The sequence below is a fragment of the Staphylococcus hyicus genome (genome assembly GCF_000816085.1).
GTDB classification, from domain to species: Bacteria; Bacillota; Bacilli; order Staphylococcales; family Staphylococcaceae; genus Staphylococcus; species Staphylococcus hyicus.
In genome coordinates this window covers 375,162-393,242 of record NZ_CP008747.1, presented here as the reverse complement: position 1 = coordinate 393,242, position 18,081 = coordinate 375,162, and the positions used below count along the sequence as shown (strand labels likewise).

Below are 18,081 nucleotides of genomic sequence, written 5' to 3'. Positions count from 1 at the left end.
ATGATTCGCATGGACAAAAATGAAAGCCCGATTCAACCGATGTCCCGTGAGACATTGCACAATATCTTAGATCAATGTGCCTACCATCTTTATCCTGATGAGGCATATGACGACTTTAAGTCGGCTTACGTGGAATATTATGGAAATCTTAATGTTGACCAAATCTGTATTGGCAATGGCTCAGATGACCTCATTCAAAAATTAATGTTCGCCATGCCTAATGGTCCTTGTCTCGCCTTACATCCAGACTTTTTTATGTACCAAGACTATGCACGCCAAGTTCAACGCCCGCTTGCCTATGTTGAAGCACGTGAAGACTTGACCTTTTCAATCGATGCCATTATTACACGTATTCATGAGGTCCGCCCTAGTTTCTTTATTTTTAGTAATCCGCACAATCCTACAGGGTATCGATTCAATGAAACAGATGTCATACGTTTACTTGACGCTGTCTCGCAATATGGCGGTTATCTTGTAGTCGATGAAGCGTATGTTGAGTTTTCAAAACCATTGAACATCGACATGTCACCGAACCTTTTACGCATGCGGACATTATCAAAAGCGTTTGCAATTGCAGGGCTTCGCTTAGGGGTATTGATTGGCACAAAAGAGACTATCGATATCGTGAAACACATAGAACACCCCTATCCAATGAGTACCTTCACATTAAAAGTGGGGACGTATCTATTTCGTGAACACGCCCATACAGATAAACTCATCGCACAACAACGTCAACTGAGCACACGGCTCAAATCGATTCTTCAAACTTATGCTGCATCAAAAATGACCGTTTATCCGAGTGACACCAATTTTGTGTTAACTCGAGGCACTGCCGCATTGGCACTCGGAAACCATGTCAAAGCACACGGCTTCCTACCACGTTTTTACAACATTGAAACGGAAAAACCAATGGCCCAATGTGTCCGGTATTCAATTGTTACAAATGAGGCCCTTGATGAATTCGAACGTATTGTAAAAGAATGGAGTGAACAATATGACATATCAAATAAATCGTGAAACGAAAGAAACGAAAATCGCCATAGAGATCACACAATCTGCTGACAGTCATATTGCGACAGGTGTTGGATTTTTAGACCATATGTTGACACTGTTCAGTTTTCATAGCGGTATCGGGCTTCACATCGATGTCGACGGTGATACTTGGGTAGACGATCACCACACGACGGAAGATATTGGGATTGTCCTCGGGCAATTGTTTTTACAGATGATTAAAGAACAACGGCATTTCGAACGATACGGCACACAATACTTACCGATGGATGAGACACTTGCGCGTGCCGTGGTCGACATTAGCGGACGCCCCTATCTCTATTTCAACGCATCATTTAGTAAAGAAAAAGTGGGCACATTCGATACTGAATTGGTGGAAGAATTTTTTAGAGCACTGGTCATTAATGCGCGCCTAACTGTACACATTGATTTACTTCATCAAGGAAATACACACCACGAGATTGAAGCCATATTTAAAGCATTTGCACGTGCATTTAAACAAGCACTCACACCTACAAATGATACACGTATTCCCTCATCGAAAGGGGTTATAGAATGATTGCGATAGTAGATTATGGACTCGGCAATGTTCTAAACGTCAAACGAGCTATTGAACATTTAGGGTATGAGGTGTGTTTAACACATGATGAAGCACTATTAAAACACGCGGATACGCTCATTTTACCAGGCGTCGGTCATTTTAAAGATGCGATGGCAACTATAGAACAGCATCAACTTGACTACTTTTTAAAAACAACGACACAACCTATCATCGGCATTTGTTTAGGCATGCAATTGTTGTATGACTGGAGTGCAGAAGGCAATGTAAAAGGTCTTGGACGCATTCCCGGCAACATTAAAGCGATTCAAACCTCATATACCGTCCCCCACTTAGGTTGGAATACATTACACAGTCATTTAGAGGCACTGCATCAAGATGTTTACTTTATTCATAGTTATCAAGCCCCTATGACAGACGATGTTATTGCTTATGCGGATTATGGTACAGCTATACCTGCAATCGTTCAATATCAACACTATATCGGCATTCAATTTCATCCAGAAAAAAGCGGTGATGATGGCTTAACTATTTTAAAACAAGCACTTGAAGGAGGATGGATACATGATTAAAATATGGCCAGCGATTGATTTAATCGATGGACAAAGTGTGCGATTAACAGAAGGACAATATGAAACGTCTGAAAAAATGGAACGATCGGCTGAAGAAAGTATTGCATTTTATAACCAATATACGTGTGTCGATCGTATTCATATCGTCGACCTCATCGGTGCAAAACAACAATCTACATCTGAAGCATCTTATATCGAAATCCTTATTAAACACAGTAACAAACCCGTGGAAGTTGGCGGTGGCATTCGCAATGAAGAAACACTTCGTGCCTATTTTAATGCTGGTGTAGATTACTGCATCGTTGGAACACAAGCCATACAAAATATTGGTTGGCTTCAAGAGATGAGTACATTATTTCCTGGGAAACTGTATGTTTCTGTTGATGCATACGGTCGCAATATTAAAATAAACGGTTGGTTAGAAAAAACGAATCTCGATTTGATTGCTTTTTCTAAAGAAATCGCTGCTTTACCCATTGGCGGCATCATTTATACGGATATCGCAAAAGATGGTAAACTACAAGGTCCTAACTTTGAAATGACACAACAGCTTGTCCAAGCTGTAAAACTTCCAATTATCGCTTCAGGCGGCATCCGTCACCAAAATGACTTAAACCAATTAGAAGCCATCGGTGTCCATGCCGCTATTGTCGGTAAAGCTGCACACAACCCAGAATTTTGGGAGGGACGCTCATGATCAAAAAACGCATTATCCCTTGCCTAGACGTTAAAGATGGACGTGTCGTTAAAGGGGTTCAATTCAAAGATTTACGTGATATCGGAGACCCTGTTGAGCTCGCACTATACTATAATGCTGAAGGTGCTGATGAACTCGTATTTCTAGACATATCCAAAACTGAAGAAGGACATGATTTAACTTTGGATGTCATTCGACGAACTGCCGAACAACTTTTTATCCCATTAACTGTGGGTGGTGGCATTTCTACATTAGAGGATATCTCTCAGTTATTACAACACGGCGCAGATAAAGTGTCGCTTAATTCCGCAGCATTAAATAACCCTGATCTCATACGTCAAGCAAGTGAAAAATTCGGCAAGCAATGTATTTGTATCGCTATTGATAGTGATTATGATTCTATCGAAAACGATTACTTTTGTTGTACGCATGGTGGTAAACAACGCACCCCCATACGCGTATACGATTGGGTGACACAAGTTGAAGCACTTGGCGCAGGAGAATTACTTGTCACAAGTATGGCCTTTGACGGTATGAAACAAGGCTTTGACATCGACCATTTAAATGGCATTGCCAAGCGTGTTAATATCCCTATTATTGCGTCGGGTGGTGGTGGAAGTGCCACTCACTTTACAGATTTGTTTACACAAACTAACGTTTCCGCAGGACTTGCAGCGAGTATTTTACACGATAAAGAAACAACAATTCGAGCGATTAAAAGTGTACTACGTGAAGGAGGTGTCCCTGTAAGATGACCTTAAATCCTGATTTTTCAAAGGGGTTACTCCCCGTCATATTACAAGATGCGGATACTCATCAAGTACTCATGTTGGGCTATATGAATGAAGTCGCGTTTCAAAAAACAATTGACACGCGTGTCGCTTGGTTCTACTCACGATCCAAGCAACGTCTATGGCAAAAAGGCGAGTCATCCGGACATGTGCAACGCGTCGTCGGAATGCATTTAGACTGCGACGAAGACACTCTGTTATTACTCGTACATCCAGAAGGACCAACCTGCCATAAAGGCACACAAAGTTGTTTTAATACACCCATACCTTTTCATCTCAAACAATTAGAAACGTCAATTCAACAACGCTTGAAAGAGGCTGACACACAATCATATACCCATTATTTAATGACACAAGGACGCGAAAAAATAACTAAGAAATTTGGTGAAGAAGCATTTGAAGTCGTCATAGCGACGATAAATGACAATCAATCAGAAGTCATTGAAGAAAGCGCCGACCTACTTTATCACTTATCTGTGTTATGGCATGAACAAGGTATTTCAATCGATGACGTTGAAGCCAAATTAGCCGAACGGCATCAAACTCAAAACAACTTTAAAGGCGAACGTGCCGATATCGAAACATGGTGAATACCATCAGGTGACTATAAAAATAGGTCTGGGCATAGCTCCCTGTTCATCAAAAAAGCCAACAAAGTTCATGTTCGATGAACTTTGTTGGTTATATTTATGTAGGGAAGGATGGTGAATTAACACATCACTTTGATTGCTTCCTTAGCCGAGACTTCTGAGGCATTAAGCCGAAACCGAAAATTTATTTTAAGCACAGAAATCTCTTGGATTTTACAATATTTAAGGCAGCAGTTGACTGATTTGCGTATGCGCTTAGAAAAGCGAGACGTTAGGAACAATCAAAATTGAAATGATTTATGGACCAGCCCCATTCCTACGGTTAGTCAAATATTTTAAAATACTTCACCTAAAGTTGCAGCAAGTATAGCTTTAATGGAATGTAATCGATTTTCAGCTTGTTCAAAAACTACCGACTGTTCGCAATGAAAAACATCATCTGTGATTTCCATCGCTGTAAGGCCATAATGTTGATGAATGTTTAAAGTAGTCTTAGTTTCTAAATCATGAAACGCTGGTAAACAATGCATCACAATAGTTTTGGGATTGTCGGTAAGCGCCAACATGTCCGCATTCACTTGATATGGTAATAACGCATCAATGCGCGCTCCCCACTCTGACGCATCCGCGCCCATCGATAACCAAACATCTGTATAGATGACATCCGTAAGATGCAGCGCTTCTTGAATGTGATCTGTAATGCGTATTTGAGCACCGCTTTCTTGCGCGTATGATTGTGCCATTTGTTGAATAGCAACACTTGGTTGTAATGACGATGGTGCTGCAATATGAACATTCACCCCTAAGATAGCGCCTGTTACTAACAAATCATGTGCAACATTATTGGTTGCATCACCGACGTAAGTTAATGTTTTACCTTCTAGGGTGCCAAAATGCGCTTTCAATGTCATAAAATCCGCAATCATTTGTGTAGGATGCCACTCATCAGTTAATCCGTTCCATACAGGTACACCTGATGCTTTACTTAACGTTTCAACGTCAGCTTGTTTGTAGCCCCTAAATTCAATACCGTCATACATACGTCCAAACACCTGTGCCGTATCCGCTATAGATTCTTTGACCCCTAAATGAAAATCACCTTCACCATAATAATCGACTTGTGCACCTAAATCCTTCGCAGCTACACTAAAAGCAGCACGCGTACGTGTCGAAGGTTTTTCAAATAGTAATGCGATGTTTTTCCCCTTTAAATAAGGATGTGGTAACTGATGCTTTTTCTTCTGCTTCAGTTCCAATGAAAAATCAATGAGTGTTTCAAGCTCTGTTTTTGAAAAATCAATCGTTTTTAAAAAACTCTTACCTTTAAATGCTGTTATTTGTTTTAAAGTTGTTGTGTACGTCCCATCAAAACCACGTCCTTTTTCGAATGTTTATACAGAATAAATTATATTTATACTATATAGTGTATCATTATACTAGAGTCAATTCAGAAGTCAATACACCATTAAAAAAGACATAACGAACCATGTATGTGCGCTTATATAATTATTGAAAAAAGGTATCATTATTTAAATTTAAGACCTATCCTCGATTACTTTCATTTTGTGATTTTCAACATATACACGTTTCGTATGCACATTGCTCTCCTGGTCCTCATAGAACCAATAATAGTTATTTATTAATATGGATGGCCCATGTACCATTAAAAAACCATCTGTTGACACATGTCACGAGACGCTATACATATCTCAAAAATATCATTATCAAAATGAATACCGATATTATGGTAGGTTACGACATCATTATCAATATAATATGCGGACATCCATAACAAGATGTATTTGTCATACCTATAAAGACATAAAAAAACACGCTTGACCCTTATTAGGTCAGGCGTGCTTATATCTTTATTCAATTGCCCCAGCTGTAGGGTCTGACTTACCATGAATATAATAATCAACATATTCAGGCTCTAACGGTTTTACCCCTTTAATAATATCGGCAGCTTTTTCTGCCAACATTAAAACCGGCGCATGGATATTACCATTTGTCGTCGTAGGCATTACTGACGCATCCACAACGCGTAAGTTTTCCATGCCATGTACTTTCATTGTTAAAGGATCCACGACTGCCATTGGATCTGAGGCTGGTCCCATTTTCGCACTACAAGATGGATGTAACGCTGTTTCAGCATCACGACGCACCCAATCTAAAATCTCTTCGTCAGTTTGAACAGAAGGGCCTGGTGAAATTTCGCCACCATTATATTTATCCATCGATGGTTGTTTTAAAATATTACGTGCGACGCGAATCGCTTCAACCCACTCTTGTCTATCTTCTGGTGTAGATAAATAGTTGAAGACAAACTCTGGTTTTTCATAAGGGTTCGTTGATTTAACTTTTAAATAACCGCGTGAATTAGAATACATTGGACCAACATGAACTTGATAACCATGTGCAGTTGGTGCTTTTTGACCATCATAACGAACAGCTAATGGTAAGAAGTGGAACATTAAGTTTGGATATTTCACCTTGTCGTTTGAGCGTACAAAACCGCCACCTTCAAAGTGATTACTTGCCGCAGCACCGGTACGTCGCGTTAACCATTCAATACCGATAAAAGGCATTTTTAATTTATTTAAGCTTGGTTGCATAGATACTGGTTCTTTACATTTATGCTGTACGTATACTTCTAAATGGTCTTCAAAGTTTTCACCCACACCTGGTAAATGAATACGTGGCTCAATACCGACAGAACGTAAGTGTTCAGAATCACCAATACCAGATAATTGTAATAATTGAGGTGTATTAATTGCACCACCTGATAAGATGACTTCTTGTGCTAACACCTTGTGCAATTTGCCATTACGTTTAAATGTCACACCTGTCACGCGATTACCATCAAAATGTAATTTTTCCACAAACGCGCGTGTTTTTACAGTTAAGTTTGAACGCTTCATCGCTGGACGCAAATACGCACGTGATGCAGATACACGACGACCATTATGAATTTGACTATCAAAAGGACCAAACCCTTCTTGACGATAACCATTCACGTCTTTTGTTTTATGGTACCCTGCATCTACAGCCGCATTAAAGAACGATTCGAACAATGGGTTGTCAGCAGGGCCACGACGCAATTTAATCAGGCCGTTTAACCCACGGATTGGATCATCTTTCTCGGCGCCAAAAGCTGTCTCTAAACGTTTGAAGTATGGTAAACAATGTGCATAATCCCATGTGCCCATGCCTTCTGGTTTACCCCATTTTTCATAATCCAATGGGTTCCCACGTTGGTAAATCATGCCATTGATAGAACTTGATCCGCCAAGGACTTTACCACGTGTATGGAACACTTTTCGGCCACCCATATGTGGTTCTTCAGCCGTTTCATATTTCCAGTCGTATAAACGATTACCTGATGGATACATTAATGCAGCTGGCATTTGAATGAGTAAATCCCAAGGGTAATCACTACGTCCTGCTTCTAATACAAGGACCTTTTTGTCTTTATCTTCACTTAAACGTGCTCCTAAAACAGACCCTGCACTTCCGCCTCCGATAATAATATAATCATACATTTTGTCGTATGCTTTACTCATGCGTGAATTGCCTCCTTTGATTTATTCGTTATTTTGACCAAACCATCCAATTGGTTCTGGATTCGTATTCATTAAAATATGTTTCGTTTCTAAATATTCTTCTAAACCTTCATGACCTAGTTCACGGCCTATACCTGATTGTTTATAGCCACCCCAAGGTGCTTGCGCAAAGTAAGGATGGAAATCATTAATCCAAACCGTTCCCATACGCATTTTTTTGGCGACACGGTTTGCTTTACCGATATCCTTTGTGAATACGCCGCCCGCTAAACCATAGATAGAATCATTTGCGAGACGAACCGCTTCTTCTTCAGTGTCGAAGCCTTCAATCGTGACAACAGGTCCAAAAACTTCTTCTTGAACGATACGCATTGATGTATCGCAATCTGTAATCACTGTTGGTTCAAAGAAGAAACCATTTTTCAAGTCTTCGCGTTCTGGACGGTGTCCCCCTATAGCAATAGTCGCCCCTTCTTCTTTCGCTATAGCCATATAACTTTCTACTTTGTCACGATGCGCAGCTGAAATTAATGGTCCAAGTTCTGTTGATTCATCAAAACCATTGCCCATTTTAATGTTTTTAATACGTTCAATGAGTGCTTTTTCAAAATCCGCTTTAATATTGTTATGCACGATTATGCGAGATCCTGCTGAACATACTTGACCCGCATGGAACAACCCACCATTTAATGCTTGGTCTACCGCTAAATCAAAATCCGCATCATCGAAAATGACATTTGGATTTTTTCCCCCAAGTTCAAGCGCAATGTTTGTTACGTGATCTGCTGCTTGTTTCATAATACGTTTTCCTGTTTGAATGCCGCCTGTGAATGAAACAAGATCAATGTCTTTATGTGTGGACATGATGTCACCTATTTCTGAACCTGCTCCAAGGACAAGGTTCACGACCCCTTTAGGAAAGCCAACTTCTTCCATAAGTTCAAATACACGAATTGTCGTTAGCGGTGTGATTTCACTTGGCTTCATGACAATCGAACATCCTGTTGCGAGTGCTGGCGCAATTTTCCATGACGCTTGAAGTAATGGATAATTCCAAGGTGTAATCTGTGTCACAACACCGACAGGTTCTTTGACGATCTTACTGTCCGTATTCGGAATTGGAGAGTTAATAATTTCGCCACCTACTTTATCCGCTAAACCTGCAAAATACATAAAAACGTTATGAATGTCGTCCATATCAGCACGAGATTCTTCTAAAGTTTTACCTGTATCTAATGTTTCCAATTGTGCCAGTTCTTCACGATGTTCTTTAATTTTATCTGCAATGGCACGTACTTTTTGCCCTTTAACGTCACCTGTTTCATCCGCGTAAACCCCTTCATCAAACGCGCGACGAGCTGCTAAAATGGCACGTTCAACGTCTTTAGTGGTCCCTTCTGCTACCTCTATAATGACTTCCTGATTATAAGGATTGATTATGCTACGCGTTGCTTTGTTACTGCTTTCAACCCATTCACCATCAATAAATTGACGACGTTGTAACTGTTTCACAAATTCCATCAATCGACCCTCCGTTAAGTTTGTTAAGTTTTTATTTAACGAATTTCACAAAGTAAACTTTAACATTACCGCCTTACCTTGTCAACGTTCATACTATGACTTACCCGTATGATTTAAAGGATAAGTCATTAAATACCGCACATTTTCACGAATAAACAGATGCCTATTTTTATATGTCCTTTTGTTAAAAAAGTAATAAATATTTCTAATTTCTTTAATTTTATGGGTATAATGCACATGAATCATGTTAAAATATTACGTGCAAATTGGAGGTGTGCTGTCATGAAAAAACCAAAATCTTATGAAACACAACTTGAAACAGCGAAAGACATAGTGATTAATTCCATTGCAGAAACGATGGATTTGTATGGCATTAACCGTAGTGTGGGCAATTTATATGGCATCATGCTTTTTAAAGACAGCATGACACTGGATGAAATGCGCCAAGAACTCCAAATGAGTAAGCCAAGTATGAGCGCTGGGGTAAAAAAACTACAAGAGTTAGATGTCGTAAAACAACGATTTACACGCGGAAGCCGCAAACAACATTTTGAAGCGGAAAAAGACTTTTTCGACTTTTTCAGTAATTTCTTTACGAAAAAGTGGCAACGTGAATACACAGTCAATTTCGCAGCAGTAAAAGAAGCAGAAAGCATTATCGACCACATCTTAGCAGCCGAAGATGTTGATGACACTACGAGAGAAGAGGCGGAAGAGATAAAGGCACATATGGCACATTCACGCGTCTATTACCACTGGCTTGAAAACATTAGTAATGCGATAAAAACAGGCGAAATTTTTGAGCATTATCCGATTCCGGACCCACAAGAAACAGAAAAATAATTAAAAATGCTATCGCAAAACCTTAAACTGCCTACAGAACTTTCAGCTTTGTGGGCAGTTTTTTATTACGCATGTTTTACGAGATTACAGTTTCAATTTTTTATAGTATGACACTCATTTATTTATAAAATCTTTCAAATAATAAAAGACAAACCCTACTTCAATGGAGTAAGGTTTGTCTTTATTGAAGAGGGTCATCTCTTTTCTTATTTACAAATTATCATCGTTTTCGTCATCTTTTTTTTCAGCGACTTGGACAATCCGTAATGAACGTCGCTCAATCTTTTTAAATCGTTCTGCACGCGATTGCAACGCGATACGATCATTAGATAAAATCATGATAAAAGAAACCATGATGATGACGAAAATAACAATGAGTGGTACACCAGCGACTATCGATGCCGTTTGTAAAATTTCTAGCGCTTTTTCACCGCCAACTAACATAAGTGAAAATGGAAGTAAACATAGCGCAAACGCCCAGAATAAACGGTTCCATTTAAATGGTTCCCCGTCGACTTTCATTTGCGTCGCTGCTGCCACAATGTATGATGCTGAGTCAAACGTCGTCACTAAAAATAGGAAAGCCGACATAATAAACAATACAACGACCACTGTTGAAAATGGCAATTGGCTAATGACTTCAATAATTGTCGCTTCAGTCCCATGTGCATTTAAAAATTTAACGACATTGAATTTTCCAGAAATTTGAAGATATGCCGCATAATTTCCGAAAATACCAAAGAATAATACACATCCAAATGTACCGTATGCAATTGTTCCTAAAATCACTTCTTTCAACGTACGCCCTTTAGAAATACGCGCGATAAATAACCCAATAAATGGCGCATAGACAATCCACCATGCCCAGTAGAATATTGTCCATGTTTGTGGGAAATTCGTCTCTTTTCTACCGCCAATTCCCCCAAACGGTTCAAGCCACGTTGCCATTTGGAAGAAATTTTTCATCATATTTCCAAAGCCCGTTACCGTTGTTTCCATAATAAAAATCGTAGGCCCTGCAATGAAAACAAAGGCAAGTAATACAAACGATAACCATACGTTTAAGTCACTTAATAGTTGAATTCCTTTTTTCAAACCTTGATAAGAACTATAGGCAAACACAGCAGTAATACATAACAACACAATACTTTTAATAATCATACTGTGACCATCGATGCCAAACAATTTCTCTAAACCTGCCGTAATCATAGGTACACCTAATGCGAATGAAGTAGCGGTACCCCCTATAAGTCCAAAAATAAATAAAATATCTACAAGTTTACCTAAAAACTTGTCCGTTTGCCCCTTTAAAATGGGTCGACATGCTTGGCTAATTTTAAAAATAGGTTGTTTTTTAACAAATACGAGATATCCAATTGGTAACGCTGGCAACACGTAGATCGACCATGCGATAGGTCCCCAATGGAACATGCCGTACATTGTCGCATACCCAAGTGCCTCTTCACTCATAGGTTTTGCACCAAATGGTGGACCTTGGAAATAATAAGCCCATTCAATGACGCCCCAATATAAAATATCCGAACCTATACCTGCACAAAAGAGCATAGACGCCCATGCGAAATCACTAAATTCAGGTTTATCGCTTGCACGTCCAAGTGTGACAGATCCATATTTACCAAAAGCGATATATAATACAAACCCAAAAATAGTTAAACCAAGGACTAAATATAATGCCCCAAGTTTAGACGTTACAAAATCATTCATTGCCATGACGACAGATCGACTTTGTTCAGGAAAGACCATCATAGGAATGACAGTAAGTAAAAGCGCTAATGCTGTTCCTATAAAAACGACCCAATCAATCATTTTCCGATTTCGAAGCAATAGAAGCTCCCCCTTTATGTATTCAATCATTTACATTGCTTTTCTTGCTGAAAATCTTTCGATGTGTTTCGTCTTAATACATGCCTAAGGGTATCTAATAATTCATTTTAATGCAAATTTCATACAAACATTTTGTGACAACTTAATGAATATATATAACTTTCTTTTTAAAAAAATATTGTCAAAACGCCTTAATTAGCTACATAAAGAACGTTAAGAATTTACTTAACAAATTATATAACGAATATTTATGCGTATTATATGAATATTTATTTATTTGCGATGCATGTCTATATTTGGACAATTTTAATTACTCAAGTGATTTCAAAATTAATAAAATGTCCCAACCAAACACCGTATGTTTTAAAAATTTTTTTATTTTGAAAATGATGGCTATCCTATGCGTAAAGATAAACTTTTTTCAAAATGGCACTCGCTTTATCCAATGTTTTCAAACTAGGCTTTTTCAAAAGTATTTTAATCAACTTCTTATATTTAAATACGGCATTAAACTATGTAATTTTGTATGTCCATTATCACTATCATTGAAATATAAAAACGTACATGCACATCACTAGAGATGAACATGTACGTTTTTGTTAAACATTTAGTATTGCCACAATTAATAGCACAGTACCCAAAATTAATGTTAACATACCGAGCCATTTTCGTGTTCGTATAGAAATGAGACCTATTGTTAAAATGATAAATGCTTGAAAAGTAAGCTTTAACGATAACTCTAAACGAATGATATGTGCCATATTTAAACACAAAATAACTAAAACAATCGTTCCTAGAATCACAGCCACCCACTCATAAGTTAAAAATATTTTTTTCATGTGTCACCTCATTTTTATAGAAGGTTAAGCAAAGCCATATGGATAATTACTTACTTTTTGACCATACGTTGTTAGCGATGCCCTTCATCTTCTATTTCTGCGCCATCAAATTGATAACCGTGTTTTTCATAAAATTGAATGGTATCAAAATTCATATCAACAACCCAAAGTGAACAATTGTTAACCTATGATTTCATATCATCTTCAGCATGATTCATTAACTCTGTTCCAATGCCTTTATGTTGATATTTCTGTAAAAGATAAATCGTATAAATTTCAAATGTATCTTTTAAATCGTCATCTTTTGAAGGGCCGTACATAATAAAACCTACAATTTGATGGTCCACTTCTGCTATAAGGCAATCTGTATTAAACATTTGATGTTTCTTGAGATAACCTGCTTCTGTTTGACCCTCTAGATGTGCTTCTGGCAAAATCCCTTTCTACGTATGTATATATGATACATAATGGATTTTCACGATTTCTGGAATATCTTTGAGTACTTTACGTCTAATCTTAACCATCCGCTTCACCTTATTTATTTGGATTATAGTAAATATATCATAGTTTTACTTACTAAAATAAAAACGTAATTAGGACCAATTTAGATTGCACCCACAACTGGAATTTGTTTTTTCATTGACATACATCCCCTTTTTCAAAACATTAATTTTATTATAAATGATCTCATAAAATGTTGAAATGACACAAGTTGTTTAAAAATAGGAATTTAAATAGAGGTATAATAAAATATATGAAACTTTGAAGGGGTGTCTTTGTATGCTTTCACATACGATTTATCAACACGGTACATTAGGTGTAATTATGACAGGTTCACTTGAGGGAACAACTTCTATCGGTGAGATGTTACGCTATGGCAATTATGGGATTGGGACGTTAGAAGGCGGCGATGGAGAAGTGATGATACAAGATGGTATCGCGTATCACATTAGTGCTACAGATGAAAAAGTACGCATTTTAGCGGATGATGCCCGCCTCCCCTATGCTAATGTGGTTCAATTTTATGCAGACACTTCATTTGAGTGTCAGTATGATAATGAAAAAACGCTGTATGAGAAAATTCGTCAAATGATGCGAAGTGAAAATTTATTTTCAGTTGTTAAAATCAGTGGTCGTTTTAAACACATGCATGGGCGTGTCATGCCAAAGCAAGATCCACCGTATAGAAAGTTAGTTGAATCCGCACGCCAACAACCTGAATACCAATGCAATCAAGTAGTAGGTACGATTATCGCATTTTATACACCAGACTATTACCATGGTGTAGGTTCAGGTGGTTTTCACGCGCATTTTTTATCACAAGATCAGACATTTTTAGTTCATGTTCTAGACTTTGAAACGATAAATGTACGAGTTGAAATCCAAAATTGTACACAATTTCACCAAATCCTTCCTACAGCATCTTCTTTTTTAGAGAAAGATATAGACTTTGAAAACATATTAGAAGATATTAAAGAAGCGGAGTAAACTTTAAGACCTCCATATCAATAATATTGTATGGAGGTAAATCTATTATTTTAACGTTTTAAAATAACCATAAGATTTTTTAATATAATTATTTCGGTGATAGAAGTGATACGCATTATTTCTCTCTAATTTAATGCCACTATTCAGTGCAATTACATTACAATCTAAACTCTTAGCCAGACTTTCAGATTTATTAATCAAATACGTTCCGTAACCTAATTGTCTATAATTATGGTCTACTACAAATGCCAATATGCGCATGTAATAACCTCTTTTTTCATAAAACATCATTTTACACATGCCACTAAATCCAATTATTTTTTCATCCTTTATTAATAGCAACATATAATAATCTTGATGTTGATAAATTTTTGTTAATTGCTCTTTTATATCCGTAATTGACATTTCATAGCCTAAATCTTTATATAACTTTTGAATGACATTTAAATCTTTAAAATCCCTTCTTTCAATTAATCGAACAAAAACCATATTATCCCCTACTTAAGTTTGTTTTATATATTTATTTTATCAAAGTTTATAAAAACAATGCCCCCATAAAGCGGGGCATTGTTTAATCTGCTTTATTAATTTCCAATCATTTCGAACATTTTCTTGGCGTTATCTGTATTATCGATATTTCCTCGGAAATGTTCAGCGCCTGGTCCGTGCGCATAAATATCAACATCTTCACCTGTATGGCCTGTGGTCGTCCAACCTGTTAATGATTTGTCGTCAATTGGTTTTTGGAGCGCTTCATGAAGTGCTTGGAGTTGTGTTTCATATTTTTCTTTATCTTTGTCTTTATTGATTTTACTTAACTTTTTAGATTCTTTTTTCATTTTCTTCATGTCTTCTTTGCTCACTTCAAAGCCATATCCTGTATTAATGGCTTCTTCTACACTTTTACCTGCTTCAATTTGTTCTACCATCCAACGTCCTGAATGTTTCATTTGACGAATGGGTTCTGGCTTCCAGTTATATTCTCCATCTTTTCCCATTGATAAGCCACCCGTAGAATGATCTGCTGTTGATACCACTAATGTGTCTGGATGTTCATTCGCATATTGAATGGCATGTTTAAATGCTTTTTCATAGCTCTGCATTTCTGACATCACACCTGTCACGTCGTTTGCATGACCCTGTTTGTCAATAGATGCCCCTTCTACCATAAGGAAGAAACCTTTGTCATTTTTAGACAGTTTATTTAATGCCGCTTTTTGCATATCGACAAGTAATGGATTTTTCTCTGGCGCATCAATTTGTAACGGCATATTCTTTTCTGCAAATAAACCAAGAACCTTGTCTTTTTTAGAAGTCGCTAATTGCTGTTTATCTGTGACAACATCATATCCATCTTTTTTAAATTTTTGATCTAAATTACCGTTGTCTTTCCCAAAATATTTAGATCCGCCACCTAACAATACGTCAACTTTATGGTGACCATTGATCCGTTGATCATAAAATTGCTGAGCGATTTCATTCTTTTTATCACGATTATCTACATTCGCAGCAAATGCTGCTGGCGTCGCATCAGTAATTTCTGCTGTTGATACAAGACCTGTAGATTTCCCTTTCGTTTTAGCACGTTCGAGGACTGTTTCTAAATCATTTTTTTGTGTATCTACACCTATGGCGCCATTATACGTTTTGACTCCTGTACTAAATGCTGTACCACCTGCAGCAGAATCAGTTATATTTTCTTTTGGATCATCAGGGTGTGTTTGATGGGCACCTACTAGATAATCATCAAATGTTGTTCTTTCCACTTCTTTCGTATTAGGATTGTCTGCAAAATGACGATACGCTGAATTATAACTTGGCCCTAGACCATCACCAACCATAAAGATGATATTTTTAGGATTTTTAGTATTGCCATATACAGATGCTTTTTCTTTTTTTGATTGTTGTTTATGGGTTGTATTATTTTCATTTGCACTCACCATTGGTGTTGTCGCTAATAAATATGATGCCACAAGGGTACTCACTAATGTCACTTTTGATATCTGTTTTCTATATTTCATTATGTATTTAACTCCTCTACATCAAAATTTAATTCATAGCCATTGTAGAGTGCGATTTTAAAGTTATAGTTAGGTTTTCATTAAAATAAAGTAAATGCCAAACCACTTTATCTTAATAATTGTTTTATATTTATTTTATTTATTATTACGCAAAAACACCGACTTTTAGGCACACACCAAATAAAAAAGACGTTTAAATCATACATGAAATGCATAATCTAAACGTCTCAACTATACAGATGATGAGATGTATTTACTTTTATTCAAAAACAATTAGTTCTTAACATTGTTGCCAAAGAAATCAAAGATATGTGCTGCATTTTCAGTATTATCGATGTTGCCATGCCATAGCTCTGACCCTGGACCATATGCATATGTGTTTACATCTTCGCCAGTATGTCCATAAGTTGTCCAGCCTGTATGTGATTGATCATTGATTGGCTTTTGAACCGCATCTTGAAGTTTTTGAAGTTGCGCTTCATATTTGACTTTATCTTTTTTCTCATCTAACCCTTTTATAGTATATGCCTCTTTTTGAATCGCATTCATTTGTGCTTTTGGCACTTCAAAACCATAGCCGGTTTGGATTGTTTTTGCGACATCTTTACCACTTGCGATTTCTTCTGCCATCCATTTACCAGAGTGTTTCATACTTTGAACAGCTTTAGCGTCCCATTTGTAATCTTTGCCTTTGCCAATCGTTAATCCACCTGTCGAATGGTCAGCTGTTGCGACCACTAGCGTATCTTTGTGTTGCTTTGCATATTTCATTGCATTTTCAAAAGCTGTTTCAAAGCCTGACATTTCAGACATCACACCTGTAATGTCATTCGCATGACCTTGTTTATCAATCGAAGCGCCCTCTACCATTAAGAAAAAACCTTTTTTGTTTTTAGATAATTTGTTTAATGCTGTTTCTTGCATTTCTGAAAGTAATGGGTTTTGTTTAGGTGCATCGATTTGTAAAGGCATGTTTTTATCAGCAAAAAGTCCAAGAACTTGGTCTTTTTTTGATTGAGCTAATTGTTGTTTGTTTTTAACAACATCATAGCCATCTTTTTTAAACTTTTTATCTATATCCCCATTTTCCTTACCAAAATACTTAGCACCGCCACCAAGTAATACATCTACTTTATGTTGACCATTGATACGATCGTTGTAAAATTGTTTGGCAATATCATTCTTTTTATCTCGACTGTCAATGTGTGCAGCATATGCCGCTGGTGTTGCATCCGTGATTTCTGCTGTCGAAACTAAGCCGGTTGATTTTCCTTGAGATTTTGCACGTTCAAGTACAGTTTCTACTGATTTTTTATCCGGTGTGACACCAATCGCACCATTATATGTTTTATGACCCGAACTAAACGCCGTTGCTGCAGCCGCTGAATCTGTAATATTTTCTTTTGGGTCATCTGGATTCGTACGTTGTGTGCCAACTAAATATTGATCGAATGCTGTTTTTTCCAGCGCTTTTGTATTAGGGTTATCTTTAAAATAGCGATACGCCGTATTGTATGATGGTCCCATGCCATCTCCAACCATAAAAATAACATTTTTAGGATTTTTCGTATTCCCATACATCGCCACCTGTTCTTGACTTTTACGATGATTATCTTTTGCCTTGGCATATGTTATTTGTGAGGTGCCTAGTACTGCTGATGCAATTAATGAACTTGCAAGCGATATTTTTGTTAATTTACTAAACATTTTCATATGTATCTTACCCCTCTATATATTATTA

The 18,081-nt window shown here is 37.3% G+C and carries 18 protein-coding genes; 9 read left to right on the top strand and 9 right to left on the bottom strand.

Annotation, left to right across the window (positions count from 1 at the left end):
- Genes SHYC_RS01635 through hisIE form a run of 6 tightly spaced genes read left to right on the top strand, consistent with a single transcriptional unit; the run spans window position 1 to window position 4,220 of the window.
- Complete coding sequence (locus tag SHYC_RS01635; RefSeq protein ID WP_039643919.1) at window positions 1-1,017, top strand: pyridoxal phosphate-dependent aminotransferase; 1,017 nt, start codon at window positions 1-3, stop codon at window positions 1,015-1,017.
- Entirely contained in the window at window positions 995-1,570 is a 576-nt protein-coding gene (hisB, locus tag SHYC_RS01630) for an imidazoleglycerol-phosphate dehydratase HisB (RefSeq protein WP_039643918.1), read from the top strand. Before SHYC_RS01635 ends, hisB begins: the two co-directional genes overlap by 23 nt.
- Entirely contained in the window at window positions 1,567-2,142 is a 576-nt protein-coding gene (gene hisH, locus SHYC_RS01625) for an imidazole glycerol phosphate synthase subunit HisH (protein WP_039643916.1), read from the top strand. Before hisB ends, hisH begins: the two co-directional genes overlap by 4 nt.
- Window positions 2,135-2,839, top strand: a complete 705-nt coding sequence (gene hisA / locus SHYC_RS01620; RefSeq protein WP_039643914.1) for a 1-(5-phosphoribosyl)-5-((5-phosphoribosylamino)methylideneamino)imidazole-4-carboxamide isomerase — start codon at window positions 2,135-2,137, stop codon at window positions 2,837-2,839. Before hisH ends, hisA begins: the two co-directional genes overlap by 8 nt.
- Window positions 2,836-3,594: an imidazole glycerol phosphate synthase subunit HisF gene (gene hisF, locus SHYC_RS01615; protein ID WP_039643912.1), complete on the top strand. Its 759-nt coding sequence runs from the start codon at window positions 2,836-2,838 to the stop codon at window positions 3,592-3,594. The genes hisA and hisF overlap by 4 nt, the downstream gene beginning before the upstream one ends.
- Complete coding sequence (hisIE, locus tag SHYC_RS01610; protein WP_039643910.1) at window positions 3,591-4,220, top strand: bifunctional phosphoribosyl-AMP cyclohydrolase/phosphoribosyl-ATP diphosphatase HisIE; 630 nt, start codon at window positions 3,591-3,593, stop codon at window positions 4,218-4,220. The genes hisF and hisIE overlap by 4 nt, the downstream gene beginning before the upstream one ends.
- A 335-nt stretch (window positions 4,221-4,555) precedes the next feature.
- Here the strand turns inward: hisIE and argF are convergent, their stop codons facing one another.
- The gene (argF, locus tag SHYC_RS01605) at window positions 4,556-5,521 is read right to left on the bottom strand and encodes an ornithine carbamoyltransferase (protein ID WP_231912813.1); all 966 of its coding nucleotides are present in this window, start codon (window positions 5,519-5,521) and stop codon (window positions 4,556-4,558) included.
- Between argF and SHYC_RS12465 the strand changes: the two genes are divergently transcribed.
- A complete protein-coding gene (locus SHYC_RS12465) occupies window positions 5,487-5,624 on the top strand; it encodes a hypothetical protein (RefSeq protein ID WP_231912797.1) in 138 nt (45 codons plus the stop codon). The two genes, argF and SHYC_RS12465, sit on opposite strands and share 35 nt — an antisense overlap.
- A gap of 464 nt (window positions 5,625-6,088) precedes the next feature.
- Here SHYC_RS12465 and betA read toward each other — a convergent pair whose 3' ends face one another.
- Window positions 6,089-7,783: a choline dehydrogenase gene (gene betA, locus SHYC_RS01600; protein WP_039643906.1), complete on the bottom strand. Its 1,695-nt coding sequence runs from the start codon at window positions 7,781-7,783 to the stop codon at window positions 6,089-6,091.
- Between the two features lie 21 nt (window positions 7,784-7,804).
- Window positions 7,805-9,304: a betaine-aldehyde dehydrogenase gene (gene betB / locus SHYC_RS01595; protein WP_039643905.1), complete on the bottom strand. Its 1,500-nt coding sequence runs from the start codon at window positions 9,302-9,304 to the stop codon at window positions 7,805-7,807.
- A 282-nt stretch (window positions 9,305-9,586) separates the two neighbouring features.
- Here betB and cudC point away from each other — a divergent pair, with 282 nt between their 5' ends.
- Window positions 9,587-10,147 carry a choline uptake/conversion transcriptional regulator CudC gene (gene cudC / locus SHYC_RS01590; RefSeq protein ID WP_039643903.1) on the top strand — a complete coding sequence of 187 codons (561 nt, stop codon included), beginning with the start codon at window positions 9,587-9,589 and terminating at the stop codon, window positions 10,145-10,147.
- A 210-nt stretch (window positions 10,148-10,357) separates the two neighbouring features.
- On the opposite strand, the gene SHYC_RS01585 is transcribed toward cudC, so the two are convergent.
- The 3 genes from SHYC_RS01585 to SHYC_RS01575 all read right to left on the bottom strand — a co-directional run bounded on the left by SHYC_RS01585 (window position 10,358) and on the right by SHYC_RS01575 (window position 13,265).
- Complete coding sequence (locus tag SHYC_RS01585) at window positions 10,358-11,974, bottom strand: BCCT family transporter (protein ID WP_257214162.1); 1,617 nt, start codon at window positions 11,972-11,974, stop codon at window positions 10,358-10,360.
- Window positions 11,975-12,591: 617 nt separating this feature from the next.
- Complete coding sequence (locus SHYC_RS01580; RefSeq protein ID WP_039643899.1) at window positions 12,592-12,831, bottom strand: hypothetical protein; 240 nt, start codon at window positions 12,829-12,831, stop codon at window positions 12,592-12,594.
- Between the two features lie 185 nt (window positions 12,832-13,016).
- Complete coding sequence (locus tag SHYC_RS01575) at window positions 13,017-13,265, bottom strand: GNAT family N-acetyltransferase (protein ID WP_039643896.1); 249 nt, start codon at window positions 13,263-13,265, stop codon at window positions 13,017-13,019.
- Between the two features lie 346 nt (window positions 13,266-13,611).
- Here SHYC_RS01575 and budA point away from each other — a divergent pair, with 346 nt between their 5' ends.
- Window positions 13,612-14,319 carry an acetolactate decarboxylase gene (gene budA, locus SHYC_RS01570; protein WP_039643894.1) on the top strand — a complete coding sequence of 236 codons (708 nt, stop codon included), beginning with the start codon at window positions 13,612-13,614 and terminating at the stop codon, window positions 14,317-14,319.
- Between the two features lie 45 nt (window positions 14,320-14,364).
- Here budA and SHYC_RS01565 read toward each other — a convergent pair whose 3' ends face one another.
- The 3 genes from SHYC_RS01565 to SHYC_RS01555 all read right to left on the bottom strand — a co-directional run bounded on the left by SHYC_RS01565 (window position 14,365) and on the right by SHYC_RS01555 (window position 18,053).
- Window positions 14,365-14,808: a GNAT family N-acetyltransferase gene (locus SHYC_RS01565; protein WP_039643892.1), complete on the bottom strand. Its 444-nt coding sequence runs from the start codon at window positions 14,806-14,808 to the stop codon at window positions 14,365-14,367.
- Window positions 14,809-14,903: 95 nt separating this feature from the next.
- Entirely contained in the window at window positions 14,904-16,340 is a 1,437-nt protein-coding gene (locus tag SHYC_RS01560; protein WP_039643890.1) for an alkaline phosphatase, read from the bottom strand.
- A 273-nt stretch (window positions 16,341-16,613) separates the two neighbouring features.
- On the bottom strand, window positions 16,614-18,053 hold the full coding sequence (locus SHYC_RS01555; protein WP_039643888.1) for an alkaline phosphatase: 1,440 nt from the start codon (window positions 18,051-18,053) through the stop codon (window positions 16,614-16,616).
- Window positions 18,054-18,081 lie beyond the last annotated feature (28 nt).